We start from the raw sequence: 14710 nt of genomic DNA, 5'->3' as shown, positions 1-14710 counted from the left end.
CATCCGAAGGGCGAGACGGAACGCCGAAGGCGCAGTATCGCCCTTCGGATGCGAGGCCCTCAGGGCCGAAAATCCCGCGGCGCCAGCCGCCAAAAAACACAGGAGCTACACATGACTGACCAGGTGATCTGCGCAGGCCGCACCGTAATCGTCACCGGCGCAGGCCGCGGAATAGGCCGCGCCCACGCCCTGGCCTTCGCCGCGGCGGGCGCCCGCGTGGTGGTCAACGATGTCGGCACCGCGCTCGACGGCGCAGCCACCACGGAAACCCCCGCTCAGCAGGTCGTCGACGAGATCGTCGCGGCCGGTGGCGAGGCCGTCGCCAACTACGACGACGTCGCCGATTGGGAAGGCGCCCGCCGCCTGATCCGTCAGGCCGTCGACACCTTCGGCGGCCTCGACGTGCTCGTCAACAACGCGGGCTTCGTGCGTGACCGCATGCTGGTGAACCTCGGCGAGGACGAGTGGGACGCTGTCGTACGCGTGCACCTCAAGGGCCACTTCGCCACCATGCGGCACGCGGCCGAGTACTGGCGGGGCGAGTCGAAGGCGGGCCGCCCGGTGGACGCCCGCGTGATCAACACCAGCTCCGGCGCCGGTCTGCAGGGCAGCGTCGGCCAGGGCAACTACGGCGCCGCCAAGGCGGGTATCGCGGGTCTCACACTGACCGCGTCGGCCGAGTTCGGGCGCTACGGCGTGACCGTGAACGCCATCGCTCCCGCCGCCCGCACCCGGATGACCGAGACGGTCTTCGCCGACACCATGTCCGCCCCTGATGCGGGCTTCGACGCGATGGCTCCGGAGAACGTCTCACCGCTGGTGGTGTGGCTCGGCAGCACCGAATCCGCCGGGGTGACCGGCTGGATGTTCGAGGTGGAAGGCGGAAAGGTGGCGCTGGCGCAGGGCTGGATGCACGGCACCCCGGTCGATCGCGGCGCTCGCTGGAACCCCGCCGAACTGGGTCCGGTCGTCAAGGAACTGATCGAGAAGAGCACCCCGCCGGAGCCTGTGTACGGTGCATAGCAAACTTTGAGGCGTGCGGCCGGGGAAATGTCCCCGGCCTGCACTTATGGCATGTCACACACGTCCAGGGGGCTGGACGACTCTTGCTCTCTTCTGCGGTCCCGGGACCGTGGGTTTACTATGGGCTACTGTTCGTCGATCCCGGAATGTGTCGCGACCGGGGGTAATTCTGCGCTGAATAACTAAGGGGATGATCTAGCGCATGGCCATTGGTCGCATGTTGCGCGTGTTTGCCGCTGCGAGTGTGCTGGCCGGCTGTGCGCTGTTAGGGCCCGCGGTCGCCATGGCCGCCCCGGAAAAGCCGCCGACGCCTGCCGCGCAGGCCCCCGGCAGCGGAAGCTCGGGGCAGGGCAACGGCAGCGGTGGCAACGGCGGTCAGAGCACCCCGACTCCCAAGCCCGATGAGCTCAGCCTGCCCGGTCAGGGGCAGAACCAAGGCAACGGCAACGGTCAGGCGACCAACCCGGCTCCCGGTACCGACCCGGTTGCTCCGCAGGCGGGCGCCCCGGTCGCCGGTGAAGGCGAATGGACCCCGCTCACCATCCCCGGCCAGTCCAGCGCTGACGTTCCCAAGAAAGAAGTCGCGGGCCCGCTCTCCGGATCGGCCGCCGCGGGCTCGGCCGCCGCGGGCGTGGTCCTCGGTACCGGTTCCGCGGGGCTCGGAGTGCTGCTCGGGACCGGTTCGGCAGGTCTCGGGGTGGTTCTCGGTACCGGTTCCGCTGGCGTGGCCGCCGTCCTCGGCACCGGCTCGGCAGGCGCCGCCGCAGTGCTCGGCACGGGTTCGGCCGGTGCCGCGGCGGTACTCGGCACGGGTTCGGCCGGTGCCGCGGCGGTACTCGGTACCGGCTCGGCCGCAGTCGGCTCGGCCGCCGCGGGTACCGGTTCGGCCGCCCTCGGCGCGGGCTCCGCTGTCCTCGGAACAGGTTCTGCCGCAGTGGGTTCCGCTGCCGCCGGTTCCGCCGCGGTAGGTTCCGCGGGTGCGGGCTCGGCCGCTGTCGGTTCCGCCGCTGTCGGTTCGGCGGCGGTCGGCTCGGCCTCGCCCCTGCTGTTGTTGCTGATCCCGATCCCTTCGGTCCCGGCCGTTCCGGCGCTTCCGTCGATCGCGATCCCACCCACTCCCGCGGTCCCCGGTGTCCCGAATATCGCTGTGGCAGTACCCATTCCAGCCGCCGCACCACCGGCGGCCGAGGCTCCGGCCCCCGCCGCACCACCCGCCGCGGCGGCACCGGCACCGGCGGCCAAGCCGAACCACGAGTTCAAGCCGACCAGTGACAACAGCGGCCTGCCCGAACCCGAACTCCTGTCGGTGATCGGCGGCCTGATAGCGCTCACACTGGCCGGAACCGGTTCGGGCGCAGTGAGTTTCCAAGGTGCCGCGGCAGCCCAAGCACGGGTGAACGCGGCGCGTGCCGAGTTCTTCGGACCGAGGTCGTGAGGGGATCTTCGATGAGTAAGAGCAAGACCCAGAGCACCTCCCGGTCCTATCGCCGCGTCGCCGCCGCCGTCGACGCGGTGTGCGCGGTGGCCGCCGACTCCGACGCCACCAGCCTCGACGAGGTGGTCCATGCCATCTCGCTGGAGCGCAAACGCGAAATCGAGATCACCAGCGCGAACCTCGGCCCCGGCGTGTGCGGTCAGCGCCGGTTCTACCCCGAACGCGACATCATCGTGCTCGCCGACGCTCTCCCGAGTCGCGATCACACCCTCGCCCACGAACTCGGCCACATCGTCTTCGACCACGAGGGCGCGCCCGCGGTGGAGACGACCCTCGAGGTCAGCGACGATCTGATCGCCTACATGCTCAGCCAGCGCGCCCACGCGCAGATCGTCGACGACGGCGCCGACGATCTCGCCGAATGGGAAGCCGAGACCTTCGCGGCCATGCTCATGACGCGCCTGCGCGTATTCAGCAACCGGGGCGCAGGCGTCTCGGTCCTTCGATTCGATGAGGCACTCGGATGACACTCTGGTTGACAGCCCTGCTGGTCTGGGTTGCCGCGGGTGCGCGAGTGGGTCGCGTGCTGGTGAAGCCCGCGACGACCGCCCGCGTGGCCATCGTCGTCGCGGTCGCCGCCGTGGCACTCGCGGTCACCGTCGCCATACCCGAGATGGCTGTTGCCATCGACAACCTGATGAAGGGCGGTGTGCACAGCGGCTGGCTGTCCACCGGTCTCGTGATCTCCGCCTGGATCCTGTTCACCACGGCCACCTCGGTGGTGGCCTCGGCGGCGTGGCCGGTGGTCTCGCGGCGCAACCTGCGCCAGGTCGCGATGGTCGTGTACGGCATCGGCGCGGTGGCGATCGCGATCACCCTGGCGTGGTCGTTCACCTTCGGCTGGATCGCCGTCGCGCTCGGCGCGGTGTTCATCGTCACCACCGGTCTGCGCAACCTGGACTGGACGATTCTCGGTCGTGGCATCGCCATCTACATCACGGGCACCGCGATGGTCGCGGTGCTCGCGGTCGCCAATGTGGGCCGCGCGTTCCGGAATGCCGCGCCGACGCCGCCCAACGAACCGCTGTGGGGCTGGGCCGCGTGGGAGATCGCGGCGCTGCTGATCGCGCTCGGTGCCGTGTCGATCGTGATCGAGCTGTGGTGGCGGGCCAAGCTCCTGCTGCGCAAGATCCGTCCGCTGCACCAGTTGATGGTCGGCCGGTTCCCCGAGGTGGTCGCGCCCGAACAGAACGCCACCTCGGCCCAGCTCAAGGCTTCCGATCACATGGCACAGGTGATGGACGCGCTGTATCTGCTCTCCGGCAGCGGCATCGTGATCCCGGCGGCCGGTGAGCCGCCGAGTTCGGTGCCGCAGCGGGCCGCGGTGGTGGCCGAGTGGGCGCGAAATCCGTTGGGGGACTTGTTTGTCGACGCGCGATGGATCGCACCGCCGCCCGGCATCAGTCCCCGCGGCTGGGTGCTGGCGCTGTCGAATCAGTACGAGTACGCGGTGGCCGACGCGAAGACGGCACCGCAGAACGCCGCTTCCTCGACCTAGGTCGATACGCAGAAAACGGGCCTGAGCTGGTGATTTACACCGTCTCAGGCCCGTTGTCTGCGTATCCGACCTATTTACGGCCGTACCCAGGACACCATCAGGTGCGTCAGGCCGGCCGCTGCGTGGATCCTATTCTGTTCCGTCCGGAGGAATTTCGGGCAAGCCTTCGCTGGCCCGTAGCTTCTCCGCCATCGAGGTGAGCAGATTCTGTGATTCTTCGGACAGGTCGAATGCCCTACTCGACAGTCGACGAAGTCCATAACCCTGCAGCTGCGCGAGCAGCTCCAGGTCGTGATCGATCTTGGCCGCGTAGATATCGTTGAAGAAGTAGTCAGGCTTGACCTTGAAGAACTTCGCCAGGGCGGCCACCGTCTCGTCGGACGGATTCGTTCGTTGTCCCGACCGCAACTGCGAGAGATACGGCTTCGAGATCGGATGCCCGGAGGCAGTCAGCGCAGCCGCAACCTCTGCGTTGGTGTGCGGCTTGCGCCCCGGGGGATGCACGGTTTCGAACAGCTTGTTCAGCCGCGCCGCGAAATCAGCCATTGTGAGCCGCCCAATTCCCTTCACTGTACTAACAGTCGTTATCTCGGATACGTATCATTGATATTAGCGGCTCAGTAACTGAAAACCTACGCCTGATTGGGGATTTCTCTACGATTTCCGACGCTCACCTGCGTGCAGGGGCGGCGGCGGTCGCGTTTGCGGGTCGCGCCAACGACTCTTGTGGAGCGCTGGGGTGCCCGGGTTCGTGCCCGTCGCGGGGTTCTTCCACCATGCCCCCATGATAGCCCAAAGATAGCTGACATCTCATGATCCCCCTGCCCCCCGTGACTTTGTGGCGTACGACACGTTCCGGGCGCCCTGGGATGAATGTTCAACCTGGGCGCCCGGTTTCGGTAAGGGCCAGTCTACAGGCGCTCGATGATGGTGCCCGTCGCCAGTGCGCCGCCGGCGCACATCAGCACCATGGCAGTGCCCTGACCTGTGCGTTCGAGTTCGTGTAACGCGGTCGTGATCAATCGGGAGCCGGTAGAGCCCACAGGATGCCCGATTGCGATCGCGCCGCCGTTGACATTTACCCGTTCCATGTCAGGTTGATGTACGGCAGCCCACGAAAGTGCGACCGACGCGAATGCTTCGTTGATCTCGAATAGATCGATATCGCCAATCGTCATTCCGGAGCGCTCGAGCAGTCGGGTGCACGCCTGCACCGGACCGTCCAGATGGAACTCCGGTTCGGCGCCGACGAGTACCTGGGTGTGAATCCGGGCGCGCGGACGCAAACCCTTTCGGCGCGCGACGGTTTCGTCCATCAGCAGCACGGCGGCGGCGCCGTCGGAGATCTGCGACGAGGTGCCCGCGGTGTGGATGCCGTCGGCCACGACCGGCTTCAGTGCCGCCAGCCCTTCGCGGGTGGTCGCCCGCAGACCCTGATCGCGGGCGACCTCCACCTTTTCGCCGGTGGCCACGCCCTCGCCATCGAGTACCGGCGCCGAGACCGGAAGTACCTCGCGGTCGTAGCGGCCCTCGGCCCACGCCTTGGCCGCCAATTGCTGGGAGCGCAAACCGAATTCGTCGATATCGGACCGGGTGATCCCGCGCCTGCGGGCGATGCGCTCGGCGGCGCCGAACTGGTCGGGCAGATCGATCGACCACGACGCGGGCCGTCGCGGCCCCGCCTCGGTGCCGACATTGGCGCCGAGCGGCACCCGGCTCATCGCCTCGACGCCGCACGCGACGCCGACGTCGATCGCGCCGGTGGCGATGAGGCCCGCGATGAGGTGGTTGGCCTGCTGGGCCGAGCCGCACTGGGCGTCGATCGTGGTCGCGCCGGTCTGCCACGGCAGGCCCGCGTGCAGCCAGGCGACGCGGGTGACGTTGTTGGATTGCTCGCCCGCCTGGGTGACGCAGCCGCCGATGACCTGCTCGACCTCGGCCGGGTCGAGACCCGCCCGGTCGAGTAGTCCGCGCTGGGCCAGGCCGAGCAATTCGGCGGCGTGCAGTCCCGAAAGTTGCCCTCGACGTTTGCCGATGGGGGTCCGCACGGCCTCGACGATCACGGGTGTGCCCATGTGATTCTCCCTTATAACTGCAACAGGTTCTGATCTTGAGCTCAGGGTAAAACCGCGAGGTTCTTCCGTCGCGGCGACCGCTATGCTTGAATGATTATAGAACGTGTTTCAGTTTGTCGAAGGAGACATCTGGTGGTAGATCCGAGCACCGCACACGCCGGCCCCGTGACGGGTGCCCGGCCGAACCTGCCGGACGGGTTCGACGTTACCGACCCGGCGATCTACGCCGAGCGGATTCCGGCCGAGGAGTTCGCCGAACTGCGTCGTACGGCCCCGATCTGGTGGAACCCGCAGTCGCCCGAGGTGGGCGGGTTCCATGACGACGGCTTCTGGGTGGTGAGTAAGCACGCCGACGTCAAAGAGGTGTCGCGCCGCAGCGATGTGTTCTCCACCTTCGAGAACACCGCGATCCCGCGCTTCAACGACGACATCCAGCGCGAGCAGATCGAACTGCAGCGCTTCGTCCTGTTGAACAAGGACGCCCCCGAGCACACCAAGCTGCGCAAGCTGATCGCCAAGGGCTTCACCCCGCGCGCGATCAACGGCCTGCGCGCCGAACTCTCGGCCCGTGCCGAAGGCATTGTGAAGCGAGCCCTCGAGTCCGGCAGCGGTGACTTCGTCACCCAGGTGGCGTGTGAGCTGCCGCTGCAGGCGATCGCCGAACTGATCGGTGTGCCGCAGGAGGACCGGATGAAGGTCTTCGACTGGTCCAACGACATGACCAGCTACGACGATCCCGACAGCACCGCCGATCCGGTCGCCGCGTCGATGGAGATCCTCGGCTACGCCTACCAGATGGCCGAAGCCAGGAAGGCCTGTCCGGCCGACGATCTGGTGACCACGCTGATCGAGGCCGACGTCGACGGCGAGCACCTCACGCCGGAGGAATTCGGCTTCTTCGTGATCGTTCTGGCCGTCGCCGGCAACGAGACGACCCGCAATGCCATCACCCACGGCATGATCGCCTTCATGGAGAACCCCGACCAGTGGGAGTTGTTCAAGAAGGAGCGCCCCGCCACCGCGGCGGACGAGATCATCCGCTGGGCCACCCCGGTGACCTCCTTCCAGCGCACCGCGCTCGAGGACACCGAACTCGGCGGCGTGCAGATCAAGAAGGGCCAGCGGCTCGTGATGCTGTACCGCTCGGCAAACTTCGACGAGGACGTGTTCGAGAACCCGGAGACGTTCGACATCACCCGCGCCGACAACCAGCACCTGGCCTTCGGTGGCACCGGCGCCCACTTCTGCGTCGGCGCGAACCTGGCTCGGCTCGAGGTCGATCTGATCTTCAACGCGATTGCTGATCATCTGCCCGATATCACGCAAATCGGTGATCCGAAGCGGCTGCGTTCGGGTTGGCTCAATGGGATCAAGGAGCTGCCGGTCGACTACAAGCCCGCCGGCTGCCCCGTCGCGCACTGAGTCGCTGACAACGAGAACAGCCCGAGACCGAAAGGTCCCGGGCTGTTCTCGCGTTTACTGCTAGACGACGGGACGCGTGGTCGCGACCGCGCGGTCCACTTCCCAGAACGCGCGCAAAGCGGCGATCTTCCCGTCGGCATCGACCTTGTAGGTGAACACGCCCTCGGCGTCGATGACGTGGCCGGCCATGGTGGTGCGGATCAGGCCGGTGAAGGCGATTTCGTTCCCGCAGGCGAAGGAGTCCTCGAAGCGGAATTCGATGGATTCGGTCAGGGCGATGGCCTTGTCCCAGAAGGCGCCGATGGCCTCGTGGCCGCGGTGGCCGACGCCCTCCGGATCGAAACCCGAAGGACCGACGGGATCTTCGACGATGCCGTCCTCGGCGAACAGGGCGACCCAGGCCGCCCGGTCCTTCGCCCTGACCGCGGCCTGAGATGCCAGGCCCGCGGCACGGGCGGTGCGTTCGATGGTGGTCATGGCTGCACCTTCGCGATGATGGGGTCGGCGATGTACTTCTCGGCGAACTTGCGCAGCGAGTCCTGCTTGGCCGCCAGCTCGCCGTCGAACCCGATGCCGTCGGCCAGCCACGGCACGACGATGTTGTCGGTGACGCCCGCGTCGGCCAGGTCCTGATAGCCGTCGCGGCCGAACTTGTCGATGCAGACGGACTGGATCTCGAAGGGCTCCTCGGACCGGCCGTATTCGGCACGCAGGTCGCGCAGCGTGCCGATGGTGGTGACCAGGTCGTCGAACTTCATCATCGCCGAGGTCCAGCCGTCACCGATGCGGGCGGCCCGGCGCAGCGCCGGGCCGGTGTGGCCGCCGATGTAGAACGGCACCCGCTCGCTCGGCGCGGGGCTCATCTGCAGCTGGTCGAAATCGAAGAACTCGCCGTGGAATTCGACCATGCCGCCGTCGAGGACGAGCCGGATGACCTCGATCATCTCGTCGACTCTGGCGCCGCGACGCGCGTACGGGACACCGCACCATTCGAATTCCTCAGGTGCCCAGCCGATCCCGATGCCGAACCCGAACCGGTTGCCCGACAGGTTGGCGATCGAGCCGACCTGTCGGGCCAGCAGCAGCGGATTGCGCGAGCCGAGCTTGAGGACATTGGTGTAGAAGCGCAGGTTCGTGGTGACCGCGGCCATGGACGCGGCGGCGATCAGCGGATCCACCCACGGAGTCTCCGGCCCCCAGAAGCGGCTGCCGTCCGGGGTGTACGGGTAGTCGGCGGCCTGTGACTTCATGTAGAACAGCGAATCGGGCAGGCCGATGGAGGTGAACCCGCATTCTTCGGCCGTCTTGGCCAGCTCGGTGAGCTGATCCAAGGGGCTCAGTGCGACACCGAGGGTGAATTTCATGCCGGACGCTCGCTTCCCACGACCCACATCGAAAAGTACTGGGAGCCACCGCCGTACGCATGGCCGAGGGCCTTGCGTGCGTTCGGTACCTGGTACGCGCCCGCGCGGCCCATCACCTGCTTGGCCGCTTCGGCGAACCGGATCAGGCCGGAGGCGCCGATCGGGTTGGACGAGAGGACGCCGCCCGACGGGTTCACCGGAATGCGCCCGCCGATCTCCGTCTCGCCCTTGTCGGTGAGCTTCCAGCCGTCGCCCTCGGCCGCGAAGCCGAGATTCTCGAGCCACATCGGCTCGAACCAGGAGAACGGCACGTAGATCTCGGCGACGTCGATCTCTTCCAGGGGATCGGTGATCCCGGCCGATTTCCACAGGGCCGTGGCCGCGTCCCGGCCCGCCTGCGGATTCACCTGGTCGCGACCGGAGAAGGTGGTCGGCTCGGTGCGCATCGCGGTGCCGTGTACCCAGGCCACCTTCTTGCCCTCGGCTTCGACCACCGCGGCGGCCTCGGCATCGCCGATCACCACGGCGCACGCGCCGTCCGACGACGGGCAGGTCTCATCGAAACGGATGGGATCCCAGAGCATTTGGGAGGCCAGCACCGACTCGAGCGTGATGTCGGGCTGATGCAGGTGCGCGAGCGGGTTCTTCGCGCCGTTGCGTCGATCCTTCACCGCCACCATGGCGCCGATGTGCAGTGGCGCGTTCGAGCGACGGATGTAGGAGCGCACGTGGGGGGCGAAGTAGCCGCCCGCGCCCGCGCCGACCGGCATGGTGAACGGCACCGGAATCGACAACGCCCACATGGCATTCGACTCCGACTGCTTCTCCCAGGCGATGGCGAGGACGCGCTTGTGCACCCCACCCTGCACCAGGTTGGCGGCGACGACGCCGGTCGAGCCGCCGACCGAGCCCGCGGTGTGCACGCGGATCAACGGCTTGCCCGCCGCACCGAGCGCCTCGGCCATGTACAGCTCGGGCATCATGACGCCCTCGAAGAAGTCGGGGGCCTTGCCGACGACGACAGCGTCGATGTCGGCGATGGTCAGACCCGCGTCATCGAGTGCGCGATCGATGGCCTCACGGCACATGCCCGACATGGACACGTCCGTACGTTTTGTCACGTGATGGGTTTGGCCGGTGCCGAGCACCGCTGCGGGGAAGCTCACTTGACCTCCATGACGGCGACCAGATTCTGTTGCAGCGCAGGGCCGCTGGTCGCATGAGCGAGGGTCCGGTTCGCGGTGCCGGACATGATGGCTTGGGCGGCGCTGCCGATTCGTTCGAGACCCGCGGCGAACATCGGATTGGCGGCGAGGGCGCCACCGGAGGGATTGATCCGGGTGTCCGCGGACAGCCCGATCGCTTCCGCGAGGATCAACTGCTGGTGACTGAACGGCGCGTGCAGCTCGGCGACGTCGAAGGTGGTGTTGCCGCCGGTCGCCACCGCGGCCGCCTTGGTGGTGGAGGGGGAGCGGGTCAGGTCGCGACCGCCGAGCGCCTGGGCGTCGATGTTGTGCGCGATTCCGGTGATCCACGCGGGCCGCTCGCAGAGCTCGCGCGCGCGATCGCCGACCGCGAGCACGATCGCGGCCGCGCCGTCGGTGATCGGTGCGATGTCGTGGGCGCGCAGCGGGTCGGCTACGTAGGGTGCGCCGAGGTCACCGCCCGCGACCGCCGCCATGTCCTGCTCGGTCCACCGGCCGGAGTCCAGGCCGGCACGTGCCTGCAGACCCGCGATCGAGACCGCGTCGGGCCACATCGGCGCGACCAGGTAGGGGTCGAGCTGCATGGTCAGCACCTGGCGCAGCGTGCCTGCCGACGACTTGCCGAAGCCGTACACGAGTGCGGTCTGCGCCTGTCCGGAACGCAGCTTCACCCACGCTTCGTAGAGGGCCCACGCGGCGTCCATCTCCACGTGCGATTCGTTGATCGGCGGGACGGCGCCGATCGCATCGATCGCCGAGATGAACGAGAACGCGCGTCCAGCGAGGAAGTCGGAGGACCCCGAGCACCAGAAGTCGATATCGGACTTGGTGATGCCGAGATCGGCGTAGAGCTGCTGGAAGCACGGCACGAGCATCTCGACGCCGTTGGTGGTGCCGTGGGTTTCGGGTACGTGTGGTGCGTGGGCGAAGCCCACCACCGCGATCTCGGGCAGGCTCGCGTCGCTGCCGGAGGATGCTGATGTGGTCAACGTCGCCTCTCTAGAGGTGGTGCTGGTAGGACTCGTAGGGAGCGTCGGGCTCCCCGGTGGGCCGGAAGTGGTCGATATTGGCCAGCGTGTGGCCCCACTCCTCGCGGGGTTTCCACACCGCCTCGACCTGCATGCCCATCCGCACCTCGTCGGCCTCGCAGCCGAGGATCAGGTGCAGGACCGGGATGTCGGCGCCGTCGAGGAGCACATAGGCGGCCACGTACGGCGGCTTGATCCGCTGGCCGAGGAACGGCACGTTGACGATGCAGAAGGTGGTCACCGTGCCCTTGTCGGACAGCTCGACCAGATCGTCGGTGGGTCTGCCGTCGGTCGGGTTGGCGCCGCGCGGCGGGAAGTACACCCGCCCGCCCGCTTCGGAGCGGCCGCCGATGAGCTTGCCTTCGGCCAGCCCGCGCAGATAGACGCTCTCCTGCGGAGAGGCCGTGTGCTTGTAGTCGAGGTCGACGGGCGTGGTCAGGATGGTGATCGGTGTTTGTTCGGAGTAGTCGGCGGGGCTGGTGCGCTCGCCGGGTTCGAAGCAGGCGATGTCCTGGATGCGGCCGGTGCGCTCGTCGGCCCAGCGGGCACTGACCCGCATTCCGGTGCTGAGTTGTCCTGGGTCGGTCACGTCCAGGGCATGCAGCAACGCCGTGTCGGCGCCGTCGAGCTGGATCAGCGCCCATGCGAACGGTCGGTCGAACGGCTGGCCGGGCAACGGCTCGGACACCCACGTCCAGGACGTGACGGTGCCGGTCGCCGCGACCTCGACCAGTTCGGCCAGCGCCGCGCTGGTGTGTGGATCGTATTCGGGCGGTGGCACGAGTATTCGCCCGTCGCTGCCGCGCGCGCCGAGTATCCGGCGTTCGCGCAGTCCGGTCAGAAATGCGCCGATGATGGGTCCGACGGACCTGGTGTAGTCGAATCGCACCCTCAGGGGTGCACTCAATACTTCCACTGCGGTATTCCCCTGGGTCACGATATCGAGTAGAACAGGTTCTTATTCTGCTCGCAAGGATTCGCCGAAAGGGCGCCGATCATGAAATTCGGATTGCAACTCGGATACTGGGGCGCGCAGCCGCCCGCCAACGCAGGCGAGCTGGTGGTCGCGGCCGAGGAAACCGGCTTCGACGCGGTGTTCGCGGCCGAGTCGTGGGGCTCGGACGCCTTCACCCCGCTGGCCTGGTGGGGGTCGTCCACCGAGCGCGTGCGGCTGGGCACCTCGGTCGCGCAAATGTCGGCCCGCACTCCTGCGGCGGCCGCGATGCACGCGCTCACGCTGGATCACCTCAGCGGCGGCCGGGCCGTTCTCGGCCTCGGCGTCTCCGGACCGCAGGTGGTGGAGGGCTGGTACGGACAGCCCTTCGCGCAGCCGCTGCGGCGCACGCGCGAGTACGTCGACATCGTGCGCAAGGTGCTGGCCCGCGAGGCGCCGGTGACGTCGGACGGCAAGCACTACGGTCTGCCCTACACGGGTCCCGCAGCGACCGGGCTCGGCAAACCGCTCAAGCCGATCGTGCATCCGCTGCGCGCCGATCTGCCGATCTGGCTGGGTGCGGAGGGTCCGAAGAACGTCGCACAGACCGCTGAGATCGCCGACGGCTGGCTCGCGATCTACTACGCACCCCGACTGGCCGGGATGTACAACGAGTGGCTCGACGAGGGCTTCGCGCGGCCGGGCGCGCGCCGTTCGCGCGACGACTTCGAGATCGCGGCGAGTGCGCAGGTGGTGATCACCGACGATCCGGCCGGCGAGATCGAGCGGATGCGGTGGGTGAGCGCGCTCTACATCGGCGGCATGGGCGCGCCCGAGCTGAACTTCCATGCTCAGGTGTACAAGCGGATGGGCTACGCCGCCGAGGTCGACGAGATCTCCGCACTGTTCCAGGCGGGACGCAAGGCCGAGGCCGCGGCGGCGGTGCCCGACGAGCTGATCACCGACACCGCGATCTTCGGCGACGAGGCCCATGTCCGCTCCCGGTTGAAGGAATGGGAGGACGCGGGCGTGACGATGATGCTGATCTCGGTCTCGGATGCCGAACAAATGCGTCGGCTCCAACCCCTTGTCACCATGTAGAACACGTTCTAAATTCGAGGGGTGAGCCAGCAGACAACGGAAGTCCTCGGACTGTGGAATATCGCCGAGGCCGATCCCGAACGGATCGCCCTCGTCGACCCGGACGGTAGAGAGATCAGCTATCGAGAATTGGCCACCCTCGCCAACCGGTACGCCAACGGGCTACGCGGCATCGGATTGCGCACCGGCGACGTGGTGGTCAGCATGCTGCACAACGGGGTCGAGGCCATCGCCGCGTACTTCGCCGCCTACCAAGCCGGTTTCTATATCGTCGCGGTGAACTGGCACCTCACCGCGCCGGAGATCGCCTACATCCTCGGCGACAGCGAGGCGTCGGCGTTCCTGGCCAGTGAGCGGTTCGCCGACACCGCAGCCGAGGCCGCCGACCTCGCGGAACTGTCCGCCGACGCCCGTTTCTCGGCGGGCACCATCCCCGGCTTCCGGCCGGTGTCCTGGCTCGGCGCCGCCGACACCGGTCGTCCGGACGAGCGGTCCATCGGCGCGCCGATGCTCTACACCTCGGGCACCACCGGTCGGCCCAAGGGCGTTCGCCGCCCGCTGACCGGTGCGGATCCCGATGTCGTTCCCGCGGCGAACCAGGCCTACTTCAGCCTGTTCGGCCTCGGTCCCTACGACGATCACGTGCACATCTGCGGTTCGCCGCTCTATCACACGGCCGTGCTGAACAACTCGACGATCTCGATCCAGATGGGGCACAAGCTCGTGCTGATGGATCGCTGGGACGCCGAAGGCATGCTCGCGCTGATCGAGAAGTACAAGGTCACCCACAGTCACATGGTGCCCACCCAGTTCAACCGGCTGCTGGCCCTGCCCGACGAGGTGCGGGCCCGCTACGACATGTCCTCGCTGCGCAGCATGATCCACGGTGCGGCGCCGTGCCCGCCGGACACCAAGCGACGCATGCTCGAGTGGTGGGGACCGGTCGTCACCGAGTACTACGCCGCGACCGAAGGCGGCGGCACGGTGATCACCGGCGCCGAGTGGCTGGAAAAGCCGGGCTCGGTGGGCAAGGCGTGGCCGTGGTCGGTGGTGAAGGTGCTCGACGAGCAGGACGGCACCGAACTGCCCGCGGGCAAAGAGGGCCTGATCTACATGAAGATGGGCGCATCCAGCTTCGAGTACCACAAGGCCAAGGAGAAGACCGAGGAGTCGCGCGTCGGTGAGATGTTCACCGTCGGCGACATCGGCTACTTCGACGCCGACGGTTACCTGTTCCTCTGCGACCGGCGTTCGGATCTGATCCTGTCCGGTGGGGTGAACATCTACCCGGCCGAGATCGAGGGCGTGCTGATGAGCCACCCGAAGATCGCCGATGTGGCGGTTCTCGGTGTGCCCGACCCGGATTGGGGTCAGCAGGTGAAGGCGTTCGTGCAACCGGTGCCCGGCACCGAGGGCAGCGACGAACTCACCACCGACATCCTCGAATTCGCCGCGAGCCAGCTCGCGAAGTACAAGCTGCCCCGCACGGTGGAATACCGTGCGGAGCTGCCCCGCGATCCCAACGGGAAGCTGTACAAGCGCCGCCTGCTCTGAATTTCGTTCCC

General features: G+C 67.5%; 14 protein-coding genes. 7 read left to right on the top strand and 7 right to left on the bottom strand.

Translation table 11 applies throughout. The annotated features are described in order from the left end of the window. The first annotated feature begins 111 nt into the window (after window positions 1–111). From ACWGCN_RS24105 to ACWGCN_RS24090, 4 genes are all read left to right on the top strand, one after another. Complete coding sequence (locus ACWGCN_RS24105; protein WP_452459884.1) at window positions 112–1023, top strand: SDR family oxidoreductase; 912 nt, start codon at window positions 112–114, stop codon at window positions 1021–1023. A gap of 202 nt (window positions 1024–1225) precedes the next feature. Next, a complete protein-coding gene (locus tag ACWGCN_RS24100; RefSeq protein ID WP_452459885.1) occupies window positions 1226–2458 on the top strand; it encodes a hypothetical protein in 1233 nt (410 codons plus the stop codon). 11 nt (window positions 2459–2469) lie between these two features. Then, on the top strand, window positions 2470–2985 hold the full coding sequence (locus ACWGCN_RS24095; protein ID WP_378631659.1) for an ImmA/IrrE family metallo-endopeptidase: 516 nt from the start codon (window positions 2470–2472) through the stop codon (window positions 2983–2985). Continuing rightward, window positions 2982–4016, top strand: coding sequence for a hypothetical protein (locus ACWGCN_RS24090; RefSeq protein ID WP_452459886.1), 1035 nt, complete (start codon window positions 2982–2984; stop codon window positions 4014–4016). Before ACWGCN_RS24095 ends, ACWGCN_RS24090 begins: the two co-directional genes overlap by 4 nt. A gap of 129 nt (window positions 4017–4145) precedes the next feature. Here ACWGCN_RS24090 and ACWGCN_RS24085 read toward each other — a convergent pair whose 3' ends face one another. Together ACWGCN_RS24085 and ACWGCN_RS24080 are read right to left on the bottom strand one after the other, a co-directional pair. After that, a complete protein-coding gene (locus ACWGCN_RS24085; RefSeq protein ID WP_019044759.1) occupies window positions 4146–4562 on the bottom strand; it encodes a helix-turn-helix domain-containing protein in 417 nt (138 codons plus the stop codon). A 365-nt stretch (window positions 4563–4927) separates the two neighbouring features. After that, on the bottom strand, window positions 4928–6091 hold the full coding sequence (locus ACWGCN_RS24080; protein ID WP_378990655.1) for a steroid 3-ketoacyl-CoA thiolase: 1164 nt from the start codon (window positions 6089–6091) through the stop codon (window positions 4928–4930). Between the two features lie 132 nt (window positions 6092–6223). Here ACWGCN_RS24080 and ACWGCN_RS24075 point away from each other — a divergent pair, with 132 nt between their 5' ends. Beyond that, on the top strand, window positions 6224–7513 hold the full coding sequence (locus ACWGCN_RS24075) for a cytochrome P450 (protein WP_378990654.1): 1290 nt from the start codon (window positions 6224–6226) through the stop codon (window positions 7511–7513). A gap of 60 nt (window positions 7514–7573) precedes the next feature. On the opposite strand, the gene ACWGCN_RS24070 is transcribed toward ACWGCN_RS24075, so the two are convergent. The 5 genes from ACWGCN_RS24070 to ACWGCN_RS24050 are packed head-to-tail and all read right to left on the bottom strand — an operon-like array spanning window position 7574 to window position 12047. After that, entirely contained in the window at window positions 7574–7990 is a 417-nt protein-coding gene (locus ACWGCN_RS24070) for a nuclear transport factor 2 family protein (protein ID WP_378990652.1), read from the bottom strand. After that, window positions 7987–8877, bottom strand: coding sequence for a TIGR03619 family F420-dependent LLM class oxidoreductase (locus tag ACWGCN_RS24065; RefSeq protein WP_379313557.1), 891 nt, complete (start codon window positions 8875–8877; stop codon window positions 7987–7989). The genes ACWGCN_RS24070 and ACWGCN_RS24065 overlap by 4 nt, the downstream gene beginning before the upstream one ends. Beyond that, the gene (locus ACWGCN_RS24060) at window positions 8874–10043 is read right to left on the bottom strand and encodes a thiolase domain-containing protein (protein WP_378631669.1); all 1170 of its coding nucleotides are present in this window, start codon (window positions 10041–10043) and stop codon (window positions 8874–8876) included. Before ACWGCN_RS24060 ends, ACWGCN_RS24065 begins: the two co-directional genes overlap by 4 nt. Continuing rightward, window positions 10040–11035 carry a thiolase domain-containing protein gene (locus ACWGCN_RS24055; protein WP_378632448.1) on the bottom strand — a complete coding sequence of 332 codons (996 nt, stop codon included), beginning with the start codon at window positions 11033–11035 and terminating at the stop codon, window positions 10040–10042. Before ACWGCN_RS24055 ends, ACWGCN_RS24060 begins: the two co-directional genes overlap by 4 nt. Window positions 11036–11081: 46 nt before the next feature. Then, window positions 11082–12047: a Zn-ribbon domain-containing OB-fold protein gene (locus ACWGCN_RS24050; protein WP_378990650.1), complete on the bottom strand. Its 966-nt coding sequence runs from the start codon at window positions 12045–12047 to the stop codon at window positions 11082–11084. Between the two features lie 60 nt (window positions 12048–12107). Here ACWGCN_RS24050 and ACWGCN_RS24045 point away from each other — a divergent pair, with 60 nt between their 5' ends. Together ACWGCN_RS24045 and ACWGCN_RS24040 are read left to right on the top strand one after the other, a co-directional pair. Further along, window positions 12108–13145 (top strand): LLM class F420-dependent oxidoreductase, encoded by a 1038-nt coding sequence (locus ACWGCN_RS24045; RefSeq protein WP_378658154.1) that lies wholly within the window; start codon window positions 12108–12110, stop codon window positions 13143–13145. 21 nt (window positions 13146–13166) lie between these two features. Next, window positions 13167–14699 (top strand): acyl-CoA synthetase, encoded by a 1533-nt coding sequence (locus ACWGCN_RS24040; protein WP_378631673.1) that lies wholly within the window; start codon window positions 13167–13169, stop codon window positions 14697–14699. The last annotated feature ends 11 nt before the right edge of the window (window positions 14700–14710 follow it).

It is taken from the genome of Nocardia sp. NPDC055050 (assembly GCF_053608345.1).
This window is presented reverse-complemented; position numbering and strand designations above follow the sequence as displayed.